This window comes from Vibrio sp. Sgm 5 (assembly GCF_026241575.1).
In the GTDB taxonomy this organism is placed as follows: Bacteria; Pseudomonadota; Gammaproteobacteria; order Enterobacterales; family Vibrionaceae; genus Vibrio; species Vibrio jasicida.
Genome location: NZ_JAPHPY010000008.1, coordinates 99760 through 120405, shown reverse-complemented (window position 1 = coordinate 120405; position 20646 = coordinate 99760). Strand labels below are relative to the sequence as shown.

The window sequence follows — 20646 nt, the reverse complement described above, 5'->3', positions numbered from 1 at the left end:
GCCTTGAAATAATGACAGCGCGTTGTCATTATTTCAAGGTTTATGATAGATTCACTTTAAAGCTATAAATTATGGGGAATGTACATGAGTGCAGAAGATCATTTTCAGGGTCAGTTTGAAGTTGAATTGAAATACCGAGTGAAAGACAAACAAGCGTTTTTAACAGCACTAAGCAGCTTACAACACGAGGTGATGTTCGAAGATAACCAAGAATCAGATTGGTTTTATGATACGCCTGAACGCAAACTAACCAGCGAAAACAAAAGCTTGGTGATTCGTGAAATTGAACCATCTGGCATTAAGCTTTGGATTGTTAAAGGGCCGGAAGAAGATCGTTGCGAAGCGACAGACATCACAAAGTCTCACGCAGCAAAAAGCATGTTGGAGAACATGGGTTACGAGGTCATCCTTCATACTAAGAAGACTCGCAGTATCTACTTTGTCGGTGAATTCCATATCACGCTTGACCACCTTGAAGGCATTGGTTATTTCGCAGAATTCGCGATCATGACTGATGATGAAAGCGCATTAGGACATTACAAACAAAAACTGCAAGCACTAGCAGGCATGTTTGGTTTAGATGAATCCAACCGAGAATTGCGCTCTTACAAACAAATGTGGACCGCTCGGTAAAATCCCCGTCATTTCTTATTGGTTTGACAAGCAACTCCCTCCAATCGCACTATGATTAAAGTAGTGCGAGCTTGCCGTCTCGCACCACCATTCCATTTCGCAGACTGATGGTGACAATGTCACTTAAACGGAGGGGGAAATGTACAACCGCGAGCACAAATACGTGTATTGGCGAGAAGAGCGCAAGAAAGGCAAATGGCACTACATAATGAAGTCTTTCTTGATGATTTGCTGCGCGTTGTTGGTTGGCAAGGTTATAGGCTTGTTTATCTTTGGTGAGCTGCAAACGGTAAGGGATATTACAGAGCAGTTTCCTGCCGATGTCTTCATCATGATGCTGGTGGGATTCCCCATTAGCGTTATCGGTTGGTATCACGAAGAGTCGAAATTCTTCCGAGCCTTAAAGCGTCGAAATAAGAAATTTAAAGCGCGCTTGGGAAGTCGCAAGAAAACAAACAAGCCAGCTTAGAAAGATGCCGCAAGATTCGAACTTTGCGGCATTTTTGATTTTTGTTCGCACTTCCAATTGTGGCTCGAATCCCTTTATCTTCGACCATGTTCCTTCGCTAATAATTTCTTACTTTCTTTCTTGGATGACGCATGAATTTCATGACTTTTGGCAAGCCTTTCTTATCCTCACTCTGCTAAATTTCAACCAAGAACATCCCCTCAACAGGAATAATAATGGATAAGAAAACCATGTTGCACAGCCAAAAAGTCTACTTCTGTAATGATGAAGAGTTGGCGGCAATGCAAACCGAATGTCTTGAGACCTTATACGATTACAACCACACACGTCCTTCGGAATCAGAAAAGCGGGGCGAGATACTCGGGCGTCTGCTCGCGTCTGTAGGTGAGAATTGTTACATCGAACCGCCTTTAAGAGCGAACTGGGGCTGTCACACTTACCTTGGCGACAATGTTTACGCGAACTTCAATCTGACTTTAGTCGACGATACCTACATCTACATTGGTAACAGCGTGATGATTGGACCCAATGTAACCATCGCAACGGCAGGGCACCCCATCGTTCCCGATTTGAGACGAGACGTCGCGCAGTTCAATATGCCGATTCGAATTGGAGATAACGTATGGATTGGTGCAAACTCGGTGGTATTACCGGGTGTGACGATCGGAGAAAACTCGGTGATTGGCGCGGGCAGTGTCGTAACTAAGGATATTCCTGCCAATGTAGTTGCCGTTGGTAACCCGTGTCGTGTGCTCAGAGAGGTCGGACAACACGATAAAGAGTACTATTTTAGAGATCGTAAGCTTGAACAAAATATGTTCAATGGTTAGTCTGAACCTTCTACCCGAATAGGAAAGTAAAATGATCATCCGCACAACCAACCTCTGGTGGCTCCTCCTTCTAATGCCAAGCAGTCGGTAGGTTGAGTTGTGCCTGGCTGCGAGTAGATGCAGCCAGAATCGTATTCTATCTCGTAGCCTTGTATGAACAGAAAATGTGTTATCAAGGAGAGACAATGAATACGGCATCCGAATCCAATCCACATTCAGAAAACAAGCCAACTAAGCCCTTCAAACAACCGATCAATTCGGTCACATTAGGCGTATTGTTTGCGCTAGCGGGAACATTACTTTTTTCTATCAAGCCCATTTTCGTCAAAATGGCCTATCAGCATGGTGGTGATGCCGTTGGCATCATGACGCTGCGAGCGATGAGTTCATTGCCGGTGTATCTTTGTATTTTGTTTTGGATGCTGCGTAAATCTGAACATCGGACACAAGTGAAAAGCCACGGATTAAAAGCTGCGGCAATTGGTGTGTTGGGCTATTACTTAGCTAGCTATTTAGACATTACTGCACTTAACTATATTTCCGCTCAATTGGAGCGCTTGCTGCTTTTCCTATTTCCAACGTTTGTTGTGTTGATCATGTGGTTAACGCAAGCTCAAGTACCTAATCGTAATATCATCATCGCGGCTTTGGTTGGTTATGTAGGCGTTGGATTGATTGTTGCCCACGACCTTTCTCAATATGGGGATCAGATATGGTTAGGTGGTGGATTAGCAGTATTGTCTGCGTTTGTCTTTGCAGTTTACTTAGTGATGAGTAAAGGGAGTATCGCCAAGCTTGGTAGTACAATCTTTACTAGCATCGGGATGGGCAGTGCGGGTGTAGCGATTCTAGTTCACCTGGTTTTCAGCGACTTAGACCTACAAACATTGAGTCATGAACTTATCATCATTGGTGTATTACTTGGATTGTTTTGTACTGTGATTCCGTCTTATTTGATTGCTGCCGCGATGGCGAGGTTAAATCCGGCGCATTTAAGTTTGGTGAGCAATGTTGGCCCTGCAATGACTGCGCTTTGCGCGATTCTGATACTGGGTGAGTCTTTTACTTGGTTTCATGCCCTAGGGATGACTTTGACGATCCTCTCCGTGGTGATGATAAACCGAAACAAGTGATGTGTTGGGTGAATAAATCAAGAGACTTCAAAGCAGAGCAGGTCGAGAACGTTCGACCTGCCTTGTAGTAAACTGACTAGAGTTAGAAGACGAAGTTAACCATGATGGTGTAAAGATTGGCTTCATCTTCCGGTGGCGTGTTAACAAACGCACCAGAGGCATTGCGATAAGCGTTGAAGTGTTGCCACTCTGCATTGAGCGAAACGTTGTAATGAACATCGTATCTCACACCGAACAGGTAACTGTCACCGACACGATGTTCGTGGTCATCAAACTGTTGGCCGTAAGTCACGTATGGTGTGAATCTGTTGAGATTATATGTCCCTTGAACGTACCAGGCAGAAGCGATGTCGTTGGTTTGGCCCTCAACGGTTAACGTTAGCGCATCAAACTCGTATTCTGCCCCAAGAGAAAACAGCTTGATGCTTTGGTCTTTAGCGTTCAGGGTTTGATCTGGCACTTGCACTACACCAACCCCTGGGATATTCGTAGTGAGGTTGGTAAGTCTCGTCTCTTGGTCGTAGTTGGAGTCTAAATAGGTAAAGTTCCAACGGTAGTAATCACCACTCAGAATGAAGTTAACGCCGTACATTTCATTGGTCTTGAACGTCAATTCGGTATTGGCGTTAAAGTCGACCGTGCTTTCATCATGGAAACCGATGAAAGGTGTCGTGGTTAACGTCATGCTGTCGTTCAAGTCGTAATTCCAAAGCACCGACAAACCATTGTAAGCAGTGATGCCTAATATGCTGTCGTAAACCTCATTTGGTGGGCGAGCAGGGGTAAAGGCATGTCCCACGTAGTAGTACTCCGAAGCGAGAAAGACAGGCATTCTTAAGCGGCCACCTCGAAACTCAACGTTTCCATAGGTGTACGCCAAGTATGCCCATTCTAATTGCGGCTCACTCCAATGATCTTGTGGACGTTTCACCACTTGTGCAGAAGCTTTGAAAGCATCGTAAAAGAAGTCGAGTTGCACACCAAACGTTGTATCACAGTCGTAACAGTTTTCGTCATCGATAAAGCGATTGACCAGCAGTGGTGTCTCGTTATCGGATGTCGCCCACGAGGTTGAACCAAATCCGCTGAGTGACAAATTATCGGTAATTTCTATGATTGCGAAGCTCGGAAAAGCCAGACCACTTAGTGCAATTGCGATGAGTGATTTCTTCATATTATTTCTCCGAACTGACTACGTAGAGGATTTGTGCATTAGAAGGCAGACTACTCACCGGTGCGTAACCTATGCGATTAGGTTTTTCTTTCATCCATTCCAACAGAGCGTTCATATCTGAACTATCAATGACTTTAGGCGGGCGTGCTTTGCCAGAAAAAGACAAACTCGCCCAATGCGCATTCATCTGTGCGACGTTCTTGTTAAGTAAATAGCGATAAAACTCAGATCGCTCTGACGATGTGTCTGGCCAGTCTGACAGTTCAATTCGTTTCCCTTGTAAGCGTTTGGTTTTCCCACGGTAGAGTTTTCTCGCTTTGGTAATATTTAATTCACTAAACTCTGAGTCGAGAGAGAATATGGCGTATTGATCCGCGGCTAGAGCCTCGCTATCGAACGACATGAGCAACGCGAAGGCAATCAGCGCAGTCGTCAATCCTCTCGCCATGCTGTTTTTGGAAATAAAGAAATCGGTATGCATATCCATCAACCTTTTCGTTAAATCACGCTTTCAATTTGATGAAGAAGTTTCTCTTTCCGCACCGGTTTCGGTACATAGGCATCCATACCTGAGTCATAGCAACGTTGAATATCGTCATCCACAACACTGGCGGTTAATGCAATGATCGGTGTTTTCGGTAGACCAGAGTTTCTTTCATATGCTCGGATTTCTTTGGTCGCTTGGAAGCCATCCATCACCGGCATCATGCAGTCCATTAAAATGATGTCAAAGCCATTATCTTGTTGGAACATATCCACGGCAATTTGACCATTTTCTGCAATCTCAAACTCATAACCAGCTTTACTTAACAACAATGACGCTACTTTTTGGTTTACGGTATTATCTTCAACTAACAGAATACGCTCAGAGCGACTTGGTAGGATCGTGATTGAAGGCTCTTCTTTTAGAGCCGTTGTTTGAAGGTTATCGACATGACTAATTGGGGCTGGACTGATGTTGTCAATCGTAGCTTCAACAACTGGTACGTTAGCAGCTTTTGCCAGTTTCTCTTTCAACACATTCGCTTTGAATGGTTTCGGGACGTAGTCGTCCATACCAACATCAAAACACTTCTGAATATCGTCATCCACCACACTCGCGGTTAAGGCGATAATAGGGATGCGGTAGCTGCGGTTTTCATCTTGCTCGATCTGACGAATTTCCTCTGTCGCTTCAAAGCCATCCATGACAGGCATCATGCAGTCCATTAAGATCAATGCGTATTGGCTCTTTTTGAACATTTCAACGGCTTCGACACCATTTGCAGCTAAATCGAAAGGGAAGCCCGCTTTGGTCACGTGCAATCCAGCAATTTTTTGGTTTACTGTATTGTCATCAACCACCAATATTTTAGCTCTGGTATTCGCGACACTGGTTACGGCTAGTTGTGCTTTTTGGGTGAATTTTGCTTCGCAGCTTTCAAGTGCTTTCACTAAACGTTGACCAAGCAGCGGTTGAGTAATGATGGCACTCACGCTCTGACCGAAGTCAAATTGACCGCTGTGTAAATGCTTCACTAAACACAGACGAACATTCTGTGTTTCCAGTCTGTGGAAGGTGTCTTCATTGGCTTTGACTGCATTAGGACGAGTCTCGGCATAGATCATAACCACCTGTTCTTTGTCGTTGATCCATGTCGGTAGCTCATCTAATGACGTTACGGATTGATGCATCGCGATGCGATAGAAATTGAGCTCATCACGTAGGGTACTTTCCATATTCGGGTCGTCACAAACCAGCCAAATCTGACTGTTATGAGCGGTATGTTTTGAGTCAAAATCTAGTTGGACTACGGAAGAAGTCAGTTGGAAGAAGAAGCGACTCCCTTGGCCTTTCTCTGATTCCAGTTGGATCTTTCCACCCATAAGCTCTACCAGTTGCGTGCTGATCGCTAAGCCGAGCCCAGTACCTCCAAATTGGCGCGTTGTAGAGTCGTCTTCTTGTGCGAAGGGTTCGAATATCTTTTTCTGCTGTTGTTCATCAATGCCGATGCCGGAATCTTGCACTGAAAACTCCATTACCGCGCTAGAGCCCAATACGGAATGGGTTGATACCGACAAGCACACAGTGCCACTTTCGGTAAACTTCACCGCATTGGACATAAAGTTCATGATCACTTGGCGTAAACGGTGATCATCAATCATCAAGCGGAATGGAGTATTACGGCTAATGTTTACCTTAAGGTCGATGCCTTTTTCTTTGGCTTTTGGAGAAACAATAGAAGCTATGTCGTAGATAGATTCACGCACACAGGTTGAATGTGGACTGATAAGCAACATGCCCGATTCAATTTTTGAGAAGTCTAGAATGTCGTTAATCAAGCTCAACAGTAGTTGCGATGAAGTCTCGATAGTATCCACATAGTCGCGTTGCGTGGCAGTGAGGGAGGTATCAGACAACACTTCTGATATACCAATTACCCCATTAAGTGGTGTGCGAATTTCATGCGACATGTTGGCCAAAAAGCTGCTTTTTGCTTTGCTGGCTTTAATCGCGTCGTCTTTCGCACGTTCAGCATCTTCTTTTGCTTGGGTTAATTTCACTTTTGCTTGTTCGCGTTCGTAACTCAGGCGCTCTACTTCCTGAGCGAATTTGCTCAACTCGTCTTTGCCTTTGACCAATTCTGCGAGCGGCGACTCTTCGCTGTAGCTGTCGCGGCGTAAAAACTCGAGAACAAGGTTTAGGTTGCCTGTCACTTTACGTACTAAACGTATTGCGAGGCTGATGACCAAAATGGTGATTAACGACATCACGCCGATGAACATGAGTCGCTGTTGGTTGGCAATGGAGATGGCATGATCAACGTCAGCATTAAGTTGGTCAGTCATTTTATTATCGACATTTTGTAGCAGTTCGAGACGGCCGTTTAGAGCAGTCAAACCCGCCGCGACTTCTTGGGGTGGTAGGGTACTCAACTCTTGTTCACTGAACAGATAAGCACGGAATTCTTGGCTAAGAACGAACACTTCATTTGTGAAGGTTTCGATTAACAACTCAACTTGCTGTTGATTAGCATTAAGGGTTACAAAGCGCTCTAAAAACAGTTGCTGATTTTTGACTAAGGATTCAATCTCGCTACCGATGTCTGTGTCGTAGTACTGGTTTTGTTCAACGGAATAAATTAGGTACTGGCTTAAGCGGTTTTCTTCTTTCGACCAGAACATTAGCCACTCAATTTGCATTAAAGCAGACAGATGGTTTTGGATTTCAACCGTGGCATTGTTAAAAGGGACTTTTTCTAAAGCCAAAAGAATCTGTTTGTAAGTGTCGGCGCGCCATTCAGCTAAGTCTAGACGCTCATCCATGTCTGTACTGGTCGCGAGAGACAAACTTGCTTCTTCTAGGCTTGACAACAAGTCCGCCATTTCAACGCCTTTATCGGCAAAAATGAGAGTGGCGGTGGCATTGAGTTTCTCAGTTGTACCTTTGATCATCACCGCTTTATCGGTTACGTCTGGATTGCTAGGCAGGTTGTAAAGATACGAAACCTGATCCATGTAGTCAGAGAACAAATGTGCTCTTTCAAGATCTTGAGCCTGAGTCGACAACCTAACGACTTGCTGCCCCGCCAGAAAGAGCAACAAAACGATGGGTAAGAAAACTAAGCAAAACAGCTTGTGTTTTACGGAGAGGTTATTCCATGAAAGCGATCCAGCCACAGTGCACGTCCATATCCAAGAGATTGATATGAAAAGTGTAGTTTATGTATCTCATTTGTTAGAAATGGTGTAGAAAAATTCATACTAATACTATCCAAAAAGTGTGACTCTTGCGACAAAGGTGCAGTTTGTTAAGAGGGTATGATGTCAAAAATATCAATAACTCCCTTCCTATTAGATTTATATCGTTTATTTAAAGTAATGAAATGTATCGATAAAAACCATTTGTTGTACATGGAAAATGTTTTGTCGTAACTCGGGAGAAAGTTGCTGTTTCGATATACAGGGGTAGGTATAATTTGTTTGCTTTCTTGCTAATGAGAATGCCAAACGTCAGCGCTTGCATTTTATGCAATTTGTACTCTGATTACAGCGAAAGGGCACAAATAAGACGTGTCACCCATCGATTAGAATACGTATTTTAAAATACGACAATGTCACAACAACAATTAAGTCATGAATGTATCTCGAAGTCTTCAAAGCGTAACGCTCCGCTACACCGTCCCAATTGTCTTTATCGCTTTATTTACCAACTTTACCTATTGGGCCTACCAACAAGTCGATGAAGCAAAGAGTCTTGCTCGCTATCACGTAAAATCGGCTGAAGTAAACCTAGGAACCATTGTTGGTGGGTATCGTGATTTGTTGCGGGCTATGAGCAATGATGAGCACTTCACCGAATCAGAATTGTCGCTGAAAGAGCGAGCCTCTCGCGCTGTGTCTTATAAAGAAGCGTTTGAATTGGCAGGGATCGGGTTCAGTGATGGCGTTGGGAACATGGTCAGCACACACAATAACAAAGTCCATTCCATCGCACATCGAGACTATTTTCATCAAGTAATCCGAACCCAAAAGACCGTCATGACCGATGTACTTACAGACATCAGTAATGGCAACATTGTGTATGTCCTATGCCGTCCAATGTTTGATCTGTTAGGGGATTTGCAGGGGACCATTTCAGCATCGATTCACTTTAGTGAGATTCAACATGCGTTAAAAACGGACAACGAAGATGATATTTATAGTGTCTTATTGGATGATGAGCTGAATGTCATTAGTCATTCCAGAGATGCACAATATGTTGGTGTCAATCTGTTCAATTATGGTTATGAAAAACTCTTTGATCGGGAAGCCAACTTACACGCTTTATCGAATTCTTCTTCCGGTGGTTTCTTCACTTATTCTTCGCCATTCGATTTGTCATACATTGAGTTCCGCAAGATTGAGGACACGCCTTGGATTTTACTTTCAAAAGCCAAGTTCAGCAGCTTACTCGGTGAAGGGACAACGATGTTTGGTGTTAACGTCTTGCTTATCATCGCGATTTATCTTGTGATAACACGATTGATGGGTAAACAAGTCGTTGGATTAACGCAGCCTCTAGACCGATTCTTAGAAGAGAGCCAAGTGGTTCTCAATGACAGTTCTATGGAGCTGAAAGAGCATTTTGAGTTGGTATTACAAGCTAGTCGTAATGGTGTTTTTTGTTCTCGTAGTGGCTTATTAACACGTGAATATTTTTTGCGTGGGGCTGAAAAGTCACTTGCATTAAATAATAACCAGAAAGCTTGCATCTTCTTTGATATGGACGATCTAAAGCACATTAACGATAGTTATGGCCATTTAGCGGGTGACAAGGTGATCGCTTTGTTTGTGGCTGTATTGAGAGAAACGTTCAACCATAAACGTGACATTATCGGACGTTTTGGTGGTGATGAGTTTGTGGTTCTCACACAGGAATATGAAAACAGAAGAGATCTAGAGAGAAAGCTAGAACAATTCTTGAATAAACTACAAACAACGGTCGAACGCTTGGATCTTAATATTGATTTGTCAGCGTCAATCGGTGTCGTGCTCACCGACCGAGTGAGTAGAGATATCGAGACCTTGTTGCACTGTTCAGATATGGCGGTTTATCGTAGCAAGCAATTAGGAAAAGGACGTTTTACGTTTTATCATCCATCTATGGTAGAGATTCCAATTTTCTCTTAGAAGTAACCGCAGGATACAGGGAGGCTTGATGCCTCCCTTTTTGATTTGTTTTTTTATTTAAAATCACGCGGCTTTTGGATTTTTATTTAAGATGTATAGATCATGGTCGCGCAATAAATAGAGCACGAAACAGGCTCCAAGCATGGGCCATGCAGCAAAGAACAACAGATTACTAAATGGGTCTAAATACTTAGCAAATGCAGAAAACGTTGATCCTGCATGTAATATCAGAACCGCAAGGTAAGTAACGTTTTTCCAAAGACCTGCTACAAATACGGCTAAAAAGACCAACTGAGCGAGCCCCATAGCAACAGAGAAACCACTAGAAATACTCAGTCCGTAAAATCCGGAGAACACTTTCATTGCGTGTTCAGGGACAAACACTTTATCCAACGCCCACATAATAAATACGAGGGCTATTGTTAACCTGAGTATCAATAATCCTAGAGCCAATTTACTCTCGAGTGTGGTTGTTTCTACGTCTTTCATTTCCATTCCTTTTTTGTGTCGTGAAGGTTCTTATGTCAAGACCGACCAAAAACGCTGCGACTTACAAATACATATGTAAATAATCGTGACGCGTTTTCATTTTCTGTTCGAAGAGGGCTGCAAAACCCAATACTAAAAATTTGGGCCAGATTGCAAAACGAGTCGCTTGAGCAAAAGTTTCTAGATGCAGATTGGAAATAATGTCATCTTTTGAATAAGCACGGTTTTGGCTATTTAGTAAGAAGGATATCGCTTCATGAGCAAAGTGGATTGGCATAAAAATACAATTGAAGACAACACGTTAATAACTTCGAGTTACAAGAATACACAGAATGTACGTCGTTACTTTAAAGACAAGTGTGGTGAAGGGTTCAAGTTTGACCGTGACTTTATGCTGTGGATGCAAACGTCAGAAGGGCTGACGATGGGCGACGCTGCTCAAGAGTGGTTGCAACGCCAAGCTCAGAAGTCGGTGTGATGTGGACAGTTACCAATACCGACTCCCAAACGCTTACTTGAACCATCTTTGGGAAAAAGGCGCAGGAGACAGCTACCCGTCAGAATTCAGCCCCTACAGCAGTTGTACTCGTAAATTTCTTCAACAAGTTCAAAGTTTGTTGAGCCCTAAACAACCTAAAACGGCCATCGATTTAGGTTGCGGTGCTGGTGGGTTTAGTCGATGGCTTAACCAGGCGTTAAATTGCCATGTGCTTGGCATCGACCGTTCAGAGTTTGCGATTGAGTTCGCCAAACAACATGCTAGAAATAACCCAGATATTGAGTTTGTGGTTGGTGAGTTTGAACAATTAAACCAAATCGTCGGGCGCTTCGATCTTGCGGTCAGCGTGGATGCCTTACCATTTACTAAAGACGAAGATCAGACGCTTGCAGATATACACCGTTTGTTAAACCCATCTGGCGACCTACTTTTTACTACGAGAGAACCTCTAGCGACATCGCCAAAATCAAACAAGCTTGGTCGAGCATGGTGTTCAGTCCTTGAGCGTAATAGCTTCGAACTTGTTGAAGTCATTGAGCGAGAGGGCGTTTCTGAATTTTGGCACTCTATCTATCAGCAATGGACAGAAAATGAGGCCCAACTAAGACTGGTCTTACCCAGCGAAGAGGTCGACGGTCTTATGCTGGAAGCCGAACAAGTGGGTTCTGGCTTATTTGATGGAAGGCCTTGGCTCGAAAGTTCAACGAGAATTAAAGATATATGTGTATTGTAACAACGTTAACACAGCAATTAAGCGATATTGATTATCCAGAAAAACGAGTTCGAACAAGCCTCGTTCGTTCAATTTCGGCAAGTGGTTTTCGAACTCTTGAAAACAAAGCGCCAAGCGTTGTATTTGAGCATTGTGAAGTATTGTTAGCAGAGATAGATTGGGCGTTGAGTTTGATTGCCTTTGATTGGGCTTTTCGAATGAAACCCCATTACGATAACGAAACCTTCGCTCGTTTTGAATCTTGGCTTTATCAATACATTACCGATTGGAATGATTGTGATGATTTTTGCACCCATGCACTCGGTGCGCTTATTGCTCAAGACAACAGCCTGTTTATTCGCACATTGGAGTGGGTTAAGAGTGATAACTTTGCCGTGAGGCGTGCAGCCGCAGTGACGCTTATCTATCCGATCAATAAAGGCCTGTATAAAGGGACTGAGCCTTTTCACATAGCGGATTTGTTGCTCGAAGATGATCATTATTTAGTGCAAAAGGGTTATGGCTGGATGCTCAAAGTGTTGGCCCAAAAAGAACCAGAGCGAGTGGTGGACTACTTGAAACGTCAGCATAGCAAGATGCCGAGAACGGCGTTTCGATATGCGATAGAAAAGCTGGATAAGCAAACTAAGCGAGAGTTGATGGCCTTGTAGCTTTCCTCTTCGGCACTTCGTCAAAGCAAGTTGAGTGATACAAAAAAGCCGACAGAATCGAATTCTGTCGGCTTTTATCGTCTTACGGATTACTTAACAGACAAATACTCAGAAGGTGATTTGTCTGGTTTCGGTAAATCCATCGACGCAACCGTGTTGAAACCTGCAGGCGTTAAACCATCAGAATAATCAACAGTGCCATTTGGCAGGTTAGCTTTGGTTTCTGATGGGTTCCACATACGGAAGTAATCTGTCAGATCATATCCGGTCAGGTATGAGGTACATGCCATCATGAGATCGCCTTGGCTTAACTGGCTGCTTTGTGCAGAACAGTAGTTAATGCCTTGGTCGCCAATACTGTCACCACGTGCTTTACGGTGTGCGAGTTTGAAGAAGTTCCAGCCTTGGTCTTCACCAAAGATGCTCGGCTTTTCTGCTTGATTCGCATACCAATCATCGATGTTGAAATGGTCTTCTGCCCAAAGCTTTAACTGGCCGAACATCGCTAAACGCATGCCGACATCCGCTTCACTCCAAGCATGGCCTTCGAAGCGATCGAGCCATAAAGGTGACTTGGATAAATCACTCGCTATACGGTCCATGTATGGCTTTGATTCACGCTGCTCTTGCATGTAAAGCGCAAGAATGTTGTTGGTGACCTCAGTAGAGCCTGCCATCATAAACGGCGCTGCAGCAAGGTTGTGTCCGACTTCATGCCATAGCAACCAGTCATTGGTTGGGTTTGATGGCGCGACAGTCCATGTTGGCCAGTAGCTGTTGCTTTGAACTGGGTAGCCTGAGTGCGCCGCACCAATCGAGATTTGCACATCATTCACGAAGCGATGTCGGTTGGCGAGCAGGGCATCATAAGTAAATCGACGGTGTTTTCCTTCTGCCGTGACTTGATCACGTCCGTAAAAATCACTCGCATGATTCGCGAATGCGTTCAGTTCATCGGCAAACTTAGGTACGTCTGTGTCCAGTACGTTTTTCACTGGCGTCGTGTAGACGAAATGACCTGAATCGATTTCTGCCAATGGCACGTCAGTGTTGATTGGGTTTAGCCAAGCACCGTCTTTCCACCAAGACGCACGTAGCACACCAGTGAAGTTAAACGTCACAACGTCACGAGAATCCACTTCTAACGGTTGAATGTAAATCAAACCACCGTAAGGTACTTTGAAGCTCAAAGAAGAACCATCATATTGGAAAGTCTTTTGCACGCGTGGCGGGCGTTTCAAGCTCAGTTCGTGGTTTGCTCGGCCCGTCAGGTCATCAACCAAAGCAACATTGATAGACGCTTTTACACCACCAGAGATGGTGACTTCTTCAAGTTGTGGCGCCCATAAGCCAGTCGATTGCATGCTGCCTGCCGTACCAATCACGGTTTTGTTGTCGGTATGAATCGCAACGCTCGCTGCACTGCCTGATTGAGCAGGACGCCCCGGGTAGCCTGTCGTATCAACACTGATCTCTAAATCCCAGTAAGAGCGACCTAACATCATGCGTGTTAATGGCTTTTCCATCCAGTTCAGAGGGTAAGACGGATTCAGCTCGCCTGATTCGGTAATCATTGACCATTTAGCAAGTTGCTCTCGCGTCTCTTGACCACAAACATTACCGCCTTGATGTGCGTTGCTCGTGTAGCAGTTCAGCATTTCGACCGCACGTTCGAAGCCAAGCTCATCTTGTACGTTTGGATTGAATTCGTACTGCTCGTCATTCCATAGCCAAACGGATAGGTTATCGTAGGTTGAAGTTAGCTCAGCCTGCGACAAGCGTTCACCAATCTCTCCTTTACTGCGGTAGTAAAGCTCGTGAGAAAGTAGACGATCAATATTGGCACCTAAGTTCGCCGCTTTAACCATGCTATCAACGACTTCAGGGCTTATTTCGTAACGAGTAAAGTCTGGACGATGGTGGTTACCACGGCTTGGAATGCCATGGCCTTCGCGCACTTCAATACAGTTTACTTCGTATTGGTAATTGTCTTTACAAACCGGAACGCCAGGAAACTCGCGTTGAAGTTCTGCGATTGCTGCTTGTTTCTCTTGTTCCGATTTCACCATGTGAAATGCATAACGTTGATGCTGTTGTCCATCAATGGAGACTTTGTATAGCGGTATTTCAAGGGTAGGCATGTCGATATTGCCCGGCCACGTCACTGTACCGTTGTCATTGATCTCAATCTTAGTGGTGTCTGCATAACGTTCATAAACCACAAGATCGTGCTCTGCGACGGTATGCAGGTTAGGTACGTTTGGGCCAGATGTGCTGTGACACCAATAGCTGTCCGTACACAGAGATTGGAATGTCTTGGCAACGTTCGCACCGCCAACAGAAACGCCTGCCGCATCCGCTAAACGAGCAATTGGCTCTGGGTTACTTTCTTCTAAAGCATCAAAGAAGATGATGCTACCGCCGTTGTTTACGTATTCGATCAGCGCTGTAACGTCATCTGCGTCCAACTTAGGTTGGTTGATGTCAGACACGACGGATTTTGTCGCGTAGCCATCGGTTTTGATTTCGTAAGACTGAAGCAAAAGCAGTGGTGTAGAGGTTGGATCTAGTGAATCAAACTGGCCGCTGCTTAATACGTCCATTTCACCCAATTTATAGCTTGGATTGACAAAGAAATCGTAGATTTGACCTTCTTTGCGATCCCAACGGAATGCGTGACCTTTGTTGATGTTGGTTGCAATCGCGACAGATTCTTGCGTTGCATTCGGCACTAACCAATCAATCAAGTTGCTGAACATGATTTGCATGCTGCCATGATCGGTACGAGTATCCGCATCTTGCGCTTCTTGGTTGTGAGGCGTGCTATAACGACATTGCTGCGCTTCGCTGTCGATGCCCAGATCGGCGCCAGCCCAGTAGTTGCTTGAACAAGAGAAGATAGAGGTGTACATCGCGTTACCCAAGAACACCACTTTACCCGAACCAATCATACCTGCCGTCATGGTTGGTAGATTAAAAGTCGCGGTTTGTTTGGAAATCACTTCTGGGCGCTGCATCACGACCGTTGAGTTTTCATCAATGGTTGTGGCATCCACAATATAGGCTTTTTGATCTTTGCCCGAACCTCGAGTCCATGCCGCTTCTTCACCAAACGGGAGCCAGTAGCTGTTGTCGTTACGTGGCATAAGAACAGGGAAGGCTTCATTGGTTAGGTTGAAGTTACGCATTGCTCGTGTGTAACCAGAGCCGCCCCAACCATGGTTATCATGGAAGATGTGCACGCTATCCACACCAGCATAAATCTGATGCAGAGACTGCGTGACATAATTACTACCAGAAGCACGAATCGTACGCAGCATAGGCGCAGTAAAGCCTGACCATTGAGGCGTTTGCTTTAGTTGCCCATCAATGATTTGTGTTAAACCTTGGCTGAATTGCGCTTCGAACTCATTGGGTGTTGTGAAGTTCGTGCCTTCAATTTTTGCACCGTTAGGTAGGCTCAGATTGATCAGCTCATTAATAACGTTCGGGTATTGTGCAAACACCTGACGAACGGTATCGCTGATCTCAATATGATTTCCAGAAGACACGCCATAGCGATGAACGAACGCATCAAGGTTCTGTTTCACCAATGGGTTGTCGCTTAAATCCGCAAGTTGGTAATTGACCTTATTGCCTTTCACTTGGCCTAGAGTATAGGTGTCGATACCAAAGATCAGGTCCTCACCCCAAAGGTATTCAAATTCACCGTTGGCATCCGTGATTCCGCGTGCGGATTGGCTAAAGAACTCGATGCCAGCAAGCGCATTTCCTTGCGAGTCGGCCAAACGGCTTTTGGTCAACGGTTTGTTGGCTGCACTTGGTTTGTATTCGTAAGTCGCCTCTGCATTGGCAGACACAAACGACCCCGTTAAGTTGTTGCTTGCGCCCGGAGTGACTTCTGGTTGAAGTTCTGGGTCAATGTGCGCGCTTGGTTGCTCACCTTCGTTTGCGACACTTGGATTGAGAAACGCATCAATCGCCGCTTGATCGTCGCTCTCGTACAAGTCTTGGATGTCATAGCTGTTGATTTCATCCAAACACACTTGTGCGTCCTGAGTAGGGCACGTGTCGATCTTGTTTAACAGCTTAGTGGCGTTGTTTGCGTGTTGGCCGAGTACCTCTTTTAGGTCATAGGCTTGCGTTAATTCAGCTGGCTGTGAACCCATACGAGTTTGCTCAGGGATCTGGTAACTGAACTCACCTAAAGTCACACCACCAAATTGACAATCAAACTGGCCTTCTGAAGCAGCGTAGGTGAAGTAGCCAGACTCACTGATGTCTTGCCCATCACACTGAATATCGCCAGTGATCTGTTTACCGTTAATGAACAGCTTACCTTGGTAGGTAGTCACGCCAATATCTGGTTGATCAGGCGGTAAATCTGGTTCGACCGTTGGAGGTGTTGTACTTGTTGAGTGTTTGTTTTCATCGCCTCCGCAGCCAAACAGCAGCGAAGCGACAAGGATTGAAAGAAGACTTCTTTTCAAAGACTAAACCCTTATGGAATGCCATCGAATAATGGATGGAGTATTGGTTGAGAGTGACTTTATTTAAAAGCTCAAAGTTTTTGGTTGATACTAAGTAAGTCGTTAAGTCTTAGTGATTTTTTGAGCTCAATAAATGCGCGCGCATTCTAGATTTAAATGCGACCGGAGGGAACAAAAATTAATGCTTGAGCTCAATTATTTACTCTTATGAGAGCAAGGTTACGACGACGAACGATCCTAGTGGCTGCTTTCCCTTTCATTTCCTCAAAAATAGCGTAAAGTTTGCTGGTTTTTCACTAAAATCCTTCCATTATGTCTAATGCAAAACTCCTTCTTGTTCGTGGCTTACCGGGCTCTGGCAAGACAACGCTGGCCAAGCAATTGTCCAAACAGCTCAAAGCAAAGCATTTTGAAGCTGACATGTATTTTGAGAATGAAAATGGCGAGTATGTTTTTGACGGTACGAAGCTGGCAGAAGCGCATGAATGGTGCTTTCAACAAACGCGCAAGTGGCTAAGTAAAGGTAAGACAGTGATTGTGAGTAACACGTTTGTGCGTCGCTGGGAAATGAAACGCTATGTAAAGTATTGTGAAAAGAAGGGGATTGAAGTGGAAGTTCAGGTCTGTCGCGGTGAGTACTCAAGTGTTCATAATGTACCACCAGCGACGATTGAAAACATGCGTCGCCAGTGGCAAGAGTAACGCTTCTACCTTTGTGGGCTCATTGACCTCGACCGTCGATCATGACGACTAAGGTTTTGCTCATAATGGTAATGTCCATCGAAATCCAAGAATAGAAAGAACTCAAGCTCAGAGCATAACTGTGGTCAAAACCTACCTTGCGACGAACGTCCTCGATGCAAGAATCGTAACCTTGATTTACTTGTGCTAATCCAGTGATGCCTGGTAAAACACCGTATGTTCGTTCGACAAAAAATGGGATTTCGTCTTCCAGTTTTTGATAGAAAGCAGGGCGTTCAGGGCGTGGGCCAATCAGTGACATCTCACCTTTCAAAACGTTGAACAATTGTGGTAGTTCATCCAATCGTGTCTTGCGTAAAAAACGGCCAACGGGCGTAATACGTGGATCATTTGCCGATGCCCAAACTGCGCCGGAGCGTTGCTCTGCGTCGACATACATGGTGCGAAACTTCATGATTTCGAATAAATCCATTTTTTCTGGCGTGCAGCGTCCAACACGAAGTTGACGATAAATAATAGGGCCACGCGAATCGATGACAATCGCCAAAGCAATCAAAGGCATGATTGGCGCAGTCACGATTAAGATCAATAGCGAAATGAGAACATCGAAAGCTCGCTTAGCTAGGTGAATGTTTGAATCGTAGCGTGATGTCTTCATGATGACTTCCTTATTGATTAATGCGTTTCCAACGCCCATTTTCCATTCCTAGTAGGTAACGCAATCCACCTGCAAAGTTGGCGATATGTCCTACGACCATGTAACTGATTAATTTGAACGGTTTGAATATATTGAAAACCGGAACAAAGTAAGTGATCAGCGCGACGAGATATACCGCTAACTGCCCAAACATTAGAATCTGAAATGCTGGATAGTGATCAAGCAGCAATGAGCTCACCAAGCATAAGATCATCAGATAAGGCGTCGCGAGACGCAGTACCTTTCCCGATAGAAATGCAAATGCGGTGCCACGATAACGGGGAAGCAGCAGCTTTTTTAGCTTTAAGAATTGCTGCATATTCCCGGCAGAAATACGCAGGCGACGTTGGAAGTCCGAACTGTCTGGGCTTTCTTCCAGTTCGATGGCTAACATTTTTGGTTCATAAACGGAGTCATAACCTTGAAGCACAATGCGCATGGGCAAAATGAAGTCGTCATTGATGATCTCAGGCTCTAATGGCGAAAACAGTTTGGTTCTGAAGGTATAGAATGCCCCGTGAGAACCAATGGTTGAGCCGATCAATGACTCTTTGTACTTCACGTTCGATTGATATTGCCAGTAGGCTGCTTCGCCTTGATTTTGTGTCGCCATGATTTGATAGGTTGCATTAACGACGCCGACGTTTTCATTTTGGTAGTGCTGGCTAGCAAGTAGTAGAGAGTCACACGACACCAGCGCGGAAACGTCACTCAAAGCGGTAATGTCCGAAATGACGTTTTCCATTTCTGCGTTGAGAAGTGCCACTTTACCTCGGTTGATTCGATGATCGTGGATGATGAACAAGGTATCGGCACAAATGGCTTCTTGAATGGTGTCTTGCGCAATATCAGCGGTATTGTCAGAGCACCCGTCACAAGCAATTACCACGGTAAGCTTATTTCTCGGATAATCTAAACTAGCAAGGTTGCGAATTTTCTCTGCTATCCACTGTTCTTCGTTATAAGCGGGAACGATCACCGTAATGGAGGGTAAAGTACCGTCGCTTTTTGACGCTTTATAGTTACCTTCGCCTCGTTTCGAGGAAACTTTACTTGTTCTGCGATGAGCTGATAACCAGTTGAGAACAAGGGGGTAGCCAACGTGGTGGTAAATAATCAGTAGCGCAGATAAAACGAAACCCGCTGTCCAAAGTAAATCACTCATAAGAAGTCTCCCCAGATAAAACAGCATAGCGATTAACCATATCGCGAATATCAAAGTGCTTAAGAATGTGTTTTCGTGGTGAACGAGATTGTCGTGATAAGTAGTTTGTTAACGCTTCCGTGAGCATTGGGACTCGGTTTGGTTCTACCAATGCACTCGTGTGAGGACATAATGTTTCCTTTACCGCACCGACATTGCTGGCGATACAAGGTACGCCGCATGCTTGTGCTTCCAGTGTCGAAAGTGGAAAACCTTCTTGTAATGATGGCAAGCAAAACACATCGAGGCTTTGATAAAAGCTTGGCATGTCATTGACTAACCCGAGAAACGTCACTCTTTCTTCTAGGCCGAGAGTCCTTACTTGTGCCTCAAGCAAATCTCGCTGGCTGCCACAACCAGCAAGCGCGAGGTGTGTGCTTTCTGGTAATTGCGAAAATGCTTTGATTAGGATTTCTTGTCCTTTGACGGCCTCTAAGCGGCCAGCGGTTCCAATGATAAACTTGTCGGTTGGTAGCGAGAATGTTTGTTTAGCTAACAGCCTATTGCCGTCTTTGAATTTTTCGCAATCGATGCCGTTGTGGATCGTTTTTACTCGTTCATAACCCAAGTTATTGATGATTTGTTCTGCGACAAAATCGGCGTCTGCGACAACCTGAGGACGAAGCAATTTGAGCAGGGCGGTTTGCAATCGTGCGGCTTTTCTGTTGTTAAGATGCCAAGCATCGTGCTCGGTATGGATTAAGGCCTTCACTCCGTGAAGCCGAGCGGCGATGCCTCCGTAGAGAAGAGGCCCGATATGATGGGTATGTACCACATCGGCATGCAGTTGTTTTAATGTCTTCTTCAACGCTTTGAGTGTGACAAGATCCAAACCAGATTGTTTGTTGAGAAAGTGGAGTTGGTCTTGATAGTCTGCCAACTTTTCCCAATCGTTTAGCGCGGTGTACCGGTTTCCCTCTAGACTAATGACAAAAACGGAGTCTTTTGCTTTGGCAAAGCGAAGCATCTCAAGAACCAAGGTTTCTAAGCCTCCAGGTGCGAGATGCTGAACGACATGAACGATCACTTTACCTTTGCTCTTACTATTACTTTCTCGGGTCTTAACGTTTTCCATTCCTCAGCCCTCGACGTCAGTTGTTATCAGTAATACTGCACAGTGCATGCCAATCATTAAATTCAGTTAAAACATATGGTTAGGGTAGACTTTGGTGGAGTGCTTAAAATGATACAAAATTATTCTCAAATTGAAATTCATATTCGTTGTGAATTTTCAAACAAGCAAGAAATTGATAAATAAGGAAAAGCACCCGAAGTTCGAGTGCTTTGATTG

At 44.6% G+C, this 20646-nt stretch carries 17 protein-coding genes; 9 read left to right on the top strand and 8 right to left on the bottom strand.

The genetic code is table 11. The annotated features are described in order from the left end of the window. Positions 1–84 precede the first annotated feature (84 nt). The 4 genes from cyaB (at position 85) to OQJ86_RS06925 (ending at position 3065) form a co-directional block, all read left to right on the top strand. Positions 85–633 (top strand): class IV adenylate cyclase, encoded by a 549-nt coding sequence (gene cyaB, locus OQJ86_RS06940; RefSeq protein ID WP_265987296.1) that lies wholly within the window; start codon positions 85–87, stop codon positions 631–633. A 139-nt stretch (positions 634–772) separates the two neighbouring features. Then, complete coding sequence (locus OQJ86_RS06935; RefSeq protein WP_265987295.1) at positions 773–1102, top strand: hypothetical protein; 330 nt, start codon at positions 773–775, stop codon at positions 1100–1102. Between the two features lie 215 nt (positions 1103–1317). Then, entirely contained in the window at positions 1318–1932 is a 615-nt protein-coding gene (locus OQJ86_RS06930) for a sugar O-acetyltransferase (protein ID WP_265987294.1), read from the top strand. 185 nt (positions 1933–2117) lie between these two features. Next, the gene (locus OQJ86_RS06925; protein WP_265987293.1) at positions 2118–3065 is read left to right on the top strand and encodes a DMT family transporter; all 948 of its coding nucleotides are present in this window, start codon (positions 2118–2120) and stop codon (positions 3063–3065) included. A gap of 82 nt (positions 3066–3147) precedes the next feature. Here OQJ86_RS06925 and OQJ86_RS06920 read toward each other — a convergent pair whose 3' ends face one another. The 3 genes from OQJ86_RS06920 to OQJ86_RS06910 are packed head-to-tail and all read right to left on the bottom strand — an operon-like array spanning position 3148 to position 7899. Beyond that, positions 3148–4239, bottom strand: coding sequence for a porin (locus OQJ86_RS06920; protein WP_265987292.1), 1092 nt, complete (start codon positions 4237–4239; stop codon positions 3148–3150). Between the two features lies 1 nt (position 4240). Continuing rightward, entirely contained in the window at positions 4241–4720 is a 480-nt protein-coding gene (locus OQJ86_RS06915; RefSeq protein ID WP_038872766.1) for a hypothetical protein, read from the bottom strand. Positions 4721–4737: 17 nt separating this feature from the next. Further along, positions 4738–7899 (bottom strand): response regulator, encoded by a 3162-nt coding sequence (locus OQJ86_RS06910; protein ID WP_265987291.1) that lies wholly within the window; start codon positions 7897–7899, stop codon positions 4738–4740. Positions 7900–8355: 456 nt separating this feature from the next. On the opposite strand from OQJ86_RS06910, the gene OQJ86_RS06905 reads away from it, so the two are divergent. Next, on the top strand, positions 8356–9891 hold the full coding sequence (locus OQJ86_RS06905; protein ID WP_265987290.1) for a diguanylate cyclase domain-containing protein: 1536 nt from the start codon (positions 8356–8358) through the stop codon (positions 9889–9891). A gap of 63 nt (positions 9892–9954) precedes the next feature. Here OQJ86_RS06905 and OQJ86_RS06900 read toward each other — a convergent pair whose 3' ends face one another. Continuing rightward, on the bottom strand, positions 9955–10380 hold the full coding sequence (locus OQJ86_RS06900) for a hypothetical protein (protein WP_265987289.1): 426 nt from the start codon (positions 10378–10380) through the stop codon (positions 9955–9957). A gap of 256 nt (positions 10381–10636) precedes the next feature. Here OQJ86_RS06900 and OQJ86_RS06895 point away from each other — a divergent pair, with 256 nt between their 5' ends. Genes OQJ86_RS06895 through OQJ86_RS06885 form a run of 3 tightly spaced genes read left to right on the top strand, consistent with a single transcriptional unit; the run spans position 10637 to position 12262 of the window. Continuing rightward, positions 10637–10858, top strand: coding sequence for a DUF6434 domain-containing protein (locus OQJ86_RS06895; RefSeq protein ID WP_265987288.1), 222 nt, complete (start codon positions 10637–10639; stop codon positions 10856–10858). A gap of 1 nt (position 10859) precedes the next feature. After that, complete coding sequence (locus OQJ86_RS06890) at positions 10860–11612, top strand: class I SAM-dependent methyltransferase (RefSeq protein WP_265987287.1); 753 nt, start codon at positions 10860–10862, stop codon at positions 11610–11612. Beyond that, positions 11600–12262 (top strand): DNA alkylation repair protein, encoded by a 663-nt coding sequence (locus OQJ86_RS06885; protein ID WP_265987286.1) that lies wholly within the window; start codon positions 11600–11602, stop codon positions 12260–12262. Before OQJ86_RS06890 ends, OQJ86_RS06885 begins: the two co-directional genes overlap by 13 nt. 89 nt (positions 12263–12351) lie before the next feature. Here OQJ86_RS06885 and OQJ86_RS06880 read toward each other — a convergent pair whose 3' ends face one another. Beyond that, the gene (locus tag OQJ86_RS06880; protein ID WP_265987285.1) at positions 12352–16752 is read right to left on the bottom strand and encodes an SslE/AcfD family lipoprotein zinc metalloprotease; all 4401 of its coding nucleotides are present in this window, start codon (positions 16750–16752) and stop codon (positions 12352–12354) included. A gap of 312 nt (positions 16753–17064) precedes the next feature. Between OQJ86_RS06880 and OQJ86_RS06875 the strand changes: the two genes are divergently transcribed. Then, positions 17065–17454 (top strand): ATP-binding protein, encoded by a 390-nt coding sequence (locus OQJ86_RS06875; protein WP_038872641.1) that lies wholly within the window; start codon positions 17065–17067, stop codon positions 17452–17454. 19 nt (positions 17455–17473) lie between these two features. On the opposite strand, the gene OQJ86_RS06870 is transcribed toward OQJ86_RS06875, so the two are convergent. Genes OQJ86_RS06870 through OQJ86_RS06860 form a run of 3 tightly spaced genes read right to left on the bottom strand, consistent with a single transcriptional unit; the run spans position 17474 to position 20430 of the window. Continuing rightward, positions 17474–18112, bottom strand: coding sequence for a sugar transferase (locus OQJ86_RS06870; protein WP_038872769.1), 639 nt, complete (start codon positions 18110–18112; stop codon positions 17474–17476). Positions 18113–18122: 10 nt separating this feature from the next. Next, the gene (locus OQJ86_RS06865; RefSeq protein WP_265987284.1) at positions 18123–19316 is read right to left on the bottom strand and encodes a glycosyltransferase family 2 protein; all 1194 of its coding nucleotides are present in this window, start codon (positions 19314–19316) and stop codon (positions 18123–18125) included. Further along, the gene (locus OQJ86_RS06860) at positions 19309–20430 is read right to left on the bottom strand and encodes a glycosyltransferase (protein WP_265987283.1); all 1122 of its coding nucleotides are present in this window, start codon (positions 20428–20430) and stop codon (positions 19309–19311) included. The genes OQJ86_RS06865 and OQJ86_RS06860 overlap by 8 nt, the downstream gene beginning before the upstream one ends. Positions 20431–20646: the final 216 nt, after the last annotated feature.

Excerpts from the sequence above, each read along its gene's own strand:
- OQJ86_RS06925 (WP_265987293.1), top strand. The coding sequence starts at position 2,118 with ATGAATACGGCATCCGAATCCAATCCACATTCAGAAAACAAGCCAACT.
- OQJ86_RS06920 (WP_265987292.1), bottom strand. The coding sequence starts at position 4,239 with ATGAAGAAATCACTCATCGCAATTGCACTAAGTGGTCTGGCTTTTCCG.
- OQJ86_RS06860 (WP_265987283.1), bottom strand. The coding sequence starts at position 20,430 with ATGGAAAACGTTAAGACCCGAGAAAGTAATAGTAAGAGCAAAGGTAAA.
- OQJ86_RS06915 (WP_038872766.1), bottom strand. The coding sequence starts at position 4,720 with ATGCATACCGATTTCTTTATTTCCAAAAACAGCATGGCGAGAGGATTG.
- cyaB (WP_265987296.1), top strand. The coding sequence starts at position 85 with ATGAGTGCAGAAGATCATTTTCAGGGTCAGTTTGAAGTTGAATTGAAA.
- OQJ86_RS06895 (WP_265987288.1), top strand. The coding sequence starts at position 10,637 with ATGAGCAAAGTGGATTGGCATAAAAATACAATTGAAGACAACACGTTA.
- OQJ86_RS06875 (WP_038872641.1), top strand. The coding sequence starts at position 17,065 with ATGTCTAATGCAAAACTCCTTCTTGTTCGTGGCTTACCGGGCTCTGGC.
- OQJ86_RS06900 (WP_265987289.1), bottom strand. The coding sequence starts at position 10,380 with ATGAAAGACGTAGAAACAACCACACTCGAGAGTAAATTGGCTCTAGGA.
- OQJ86_RS06905 (WP_265987290.1), top strand. The coding sequence starts at position 8,356 with ATGAATGTATCTCGAAGTCTTCAAAGCGTAACGCTCCGCTACACCGTC.
- OQJ86_RS06865 (WP_265987284.1), bottom strand. The coding sequence starts at position 19,316 with ATGAGTGATTTACTTTGGACAGCGGGTTTCGTTTTATCTGCGCTACTG.
- OQJ86_RS06930 (WP_265987294.1), top strand. The coding sequence starts at position 1,318 with ATGGATAAGAAAACCATGTTGCACAGCCAAAAAGTCTACTTCTGTAAT.
- OQJ86_RS06870 (WP_038872769.1), bottom strand. The coding sequence starts at position 18,112 with ATGAAGACATCACGCTACGATTCAAACATTCACCTAGCTAAGCGAGCT.
- OQJ86_RS06935 (WP_265987295.1), top strand. The coding sequence starts at position 773 with ATGTACAACCGCGAGCACAAATACGTGTATTGGCGAGAAGAGCGCAAG.
- OQJ86_RS06885 (WP_265987286.1), top strand. The coding sequence starts at position 11,600 with ATGTGTATTGTAACAACGTTAACACAGCAATTAAGCGATATTGATTAT.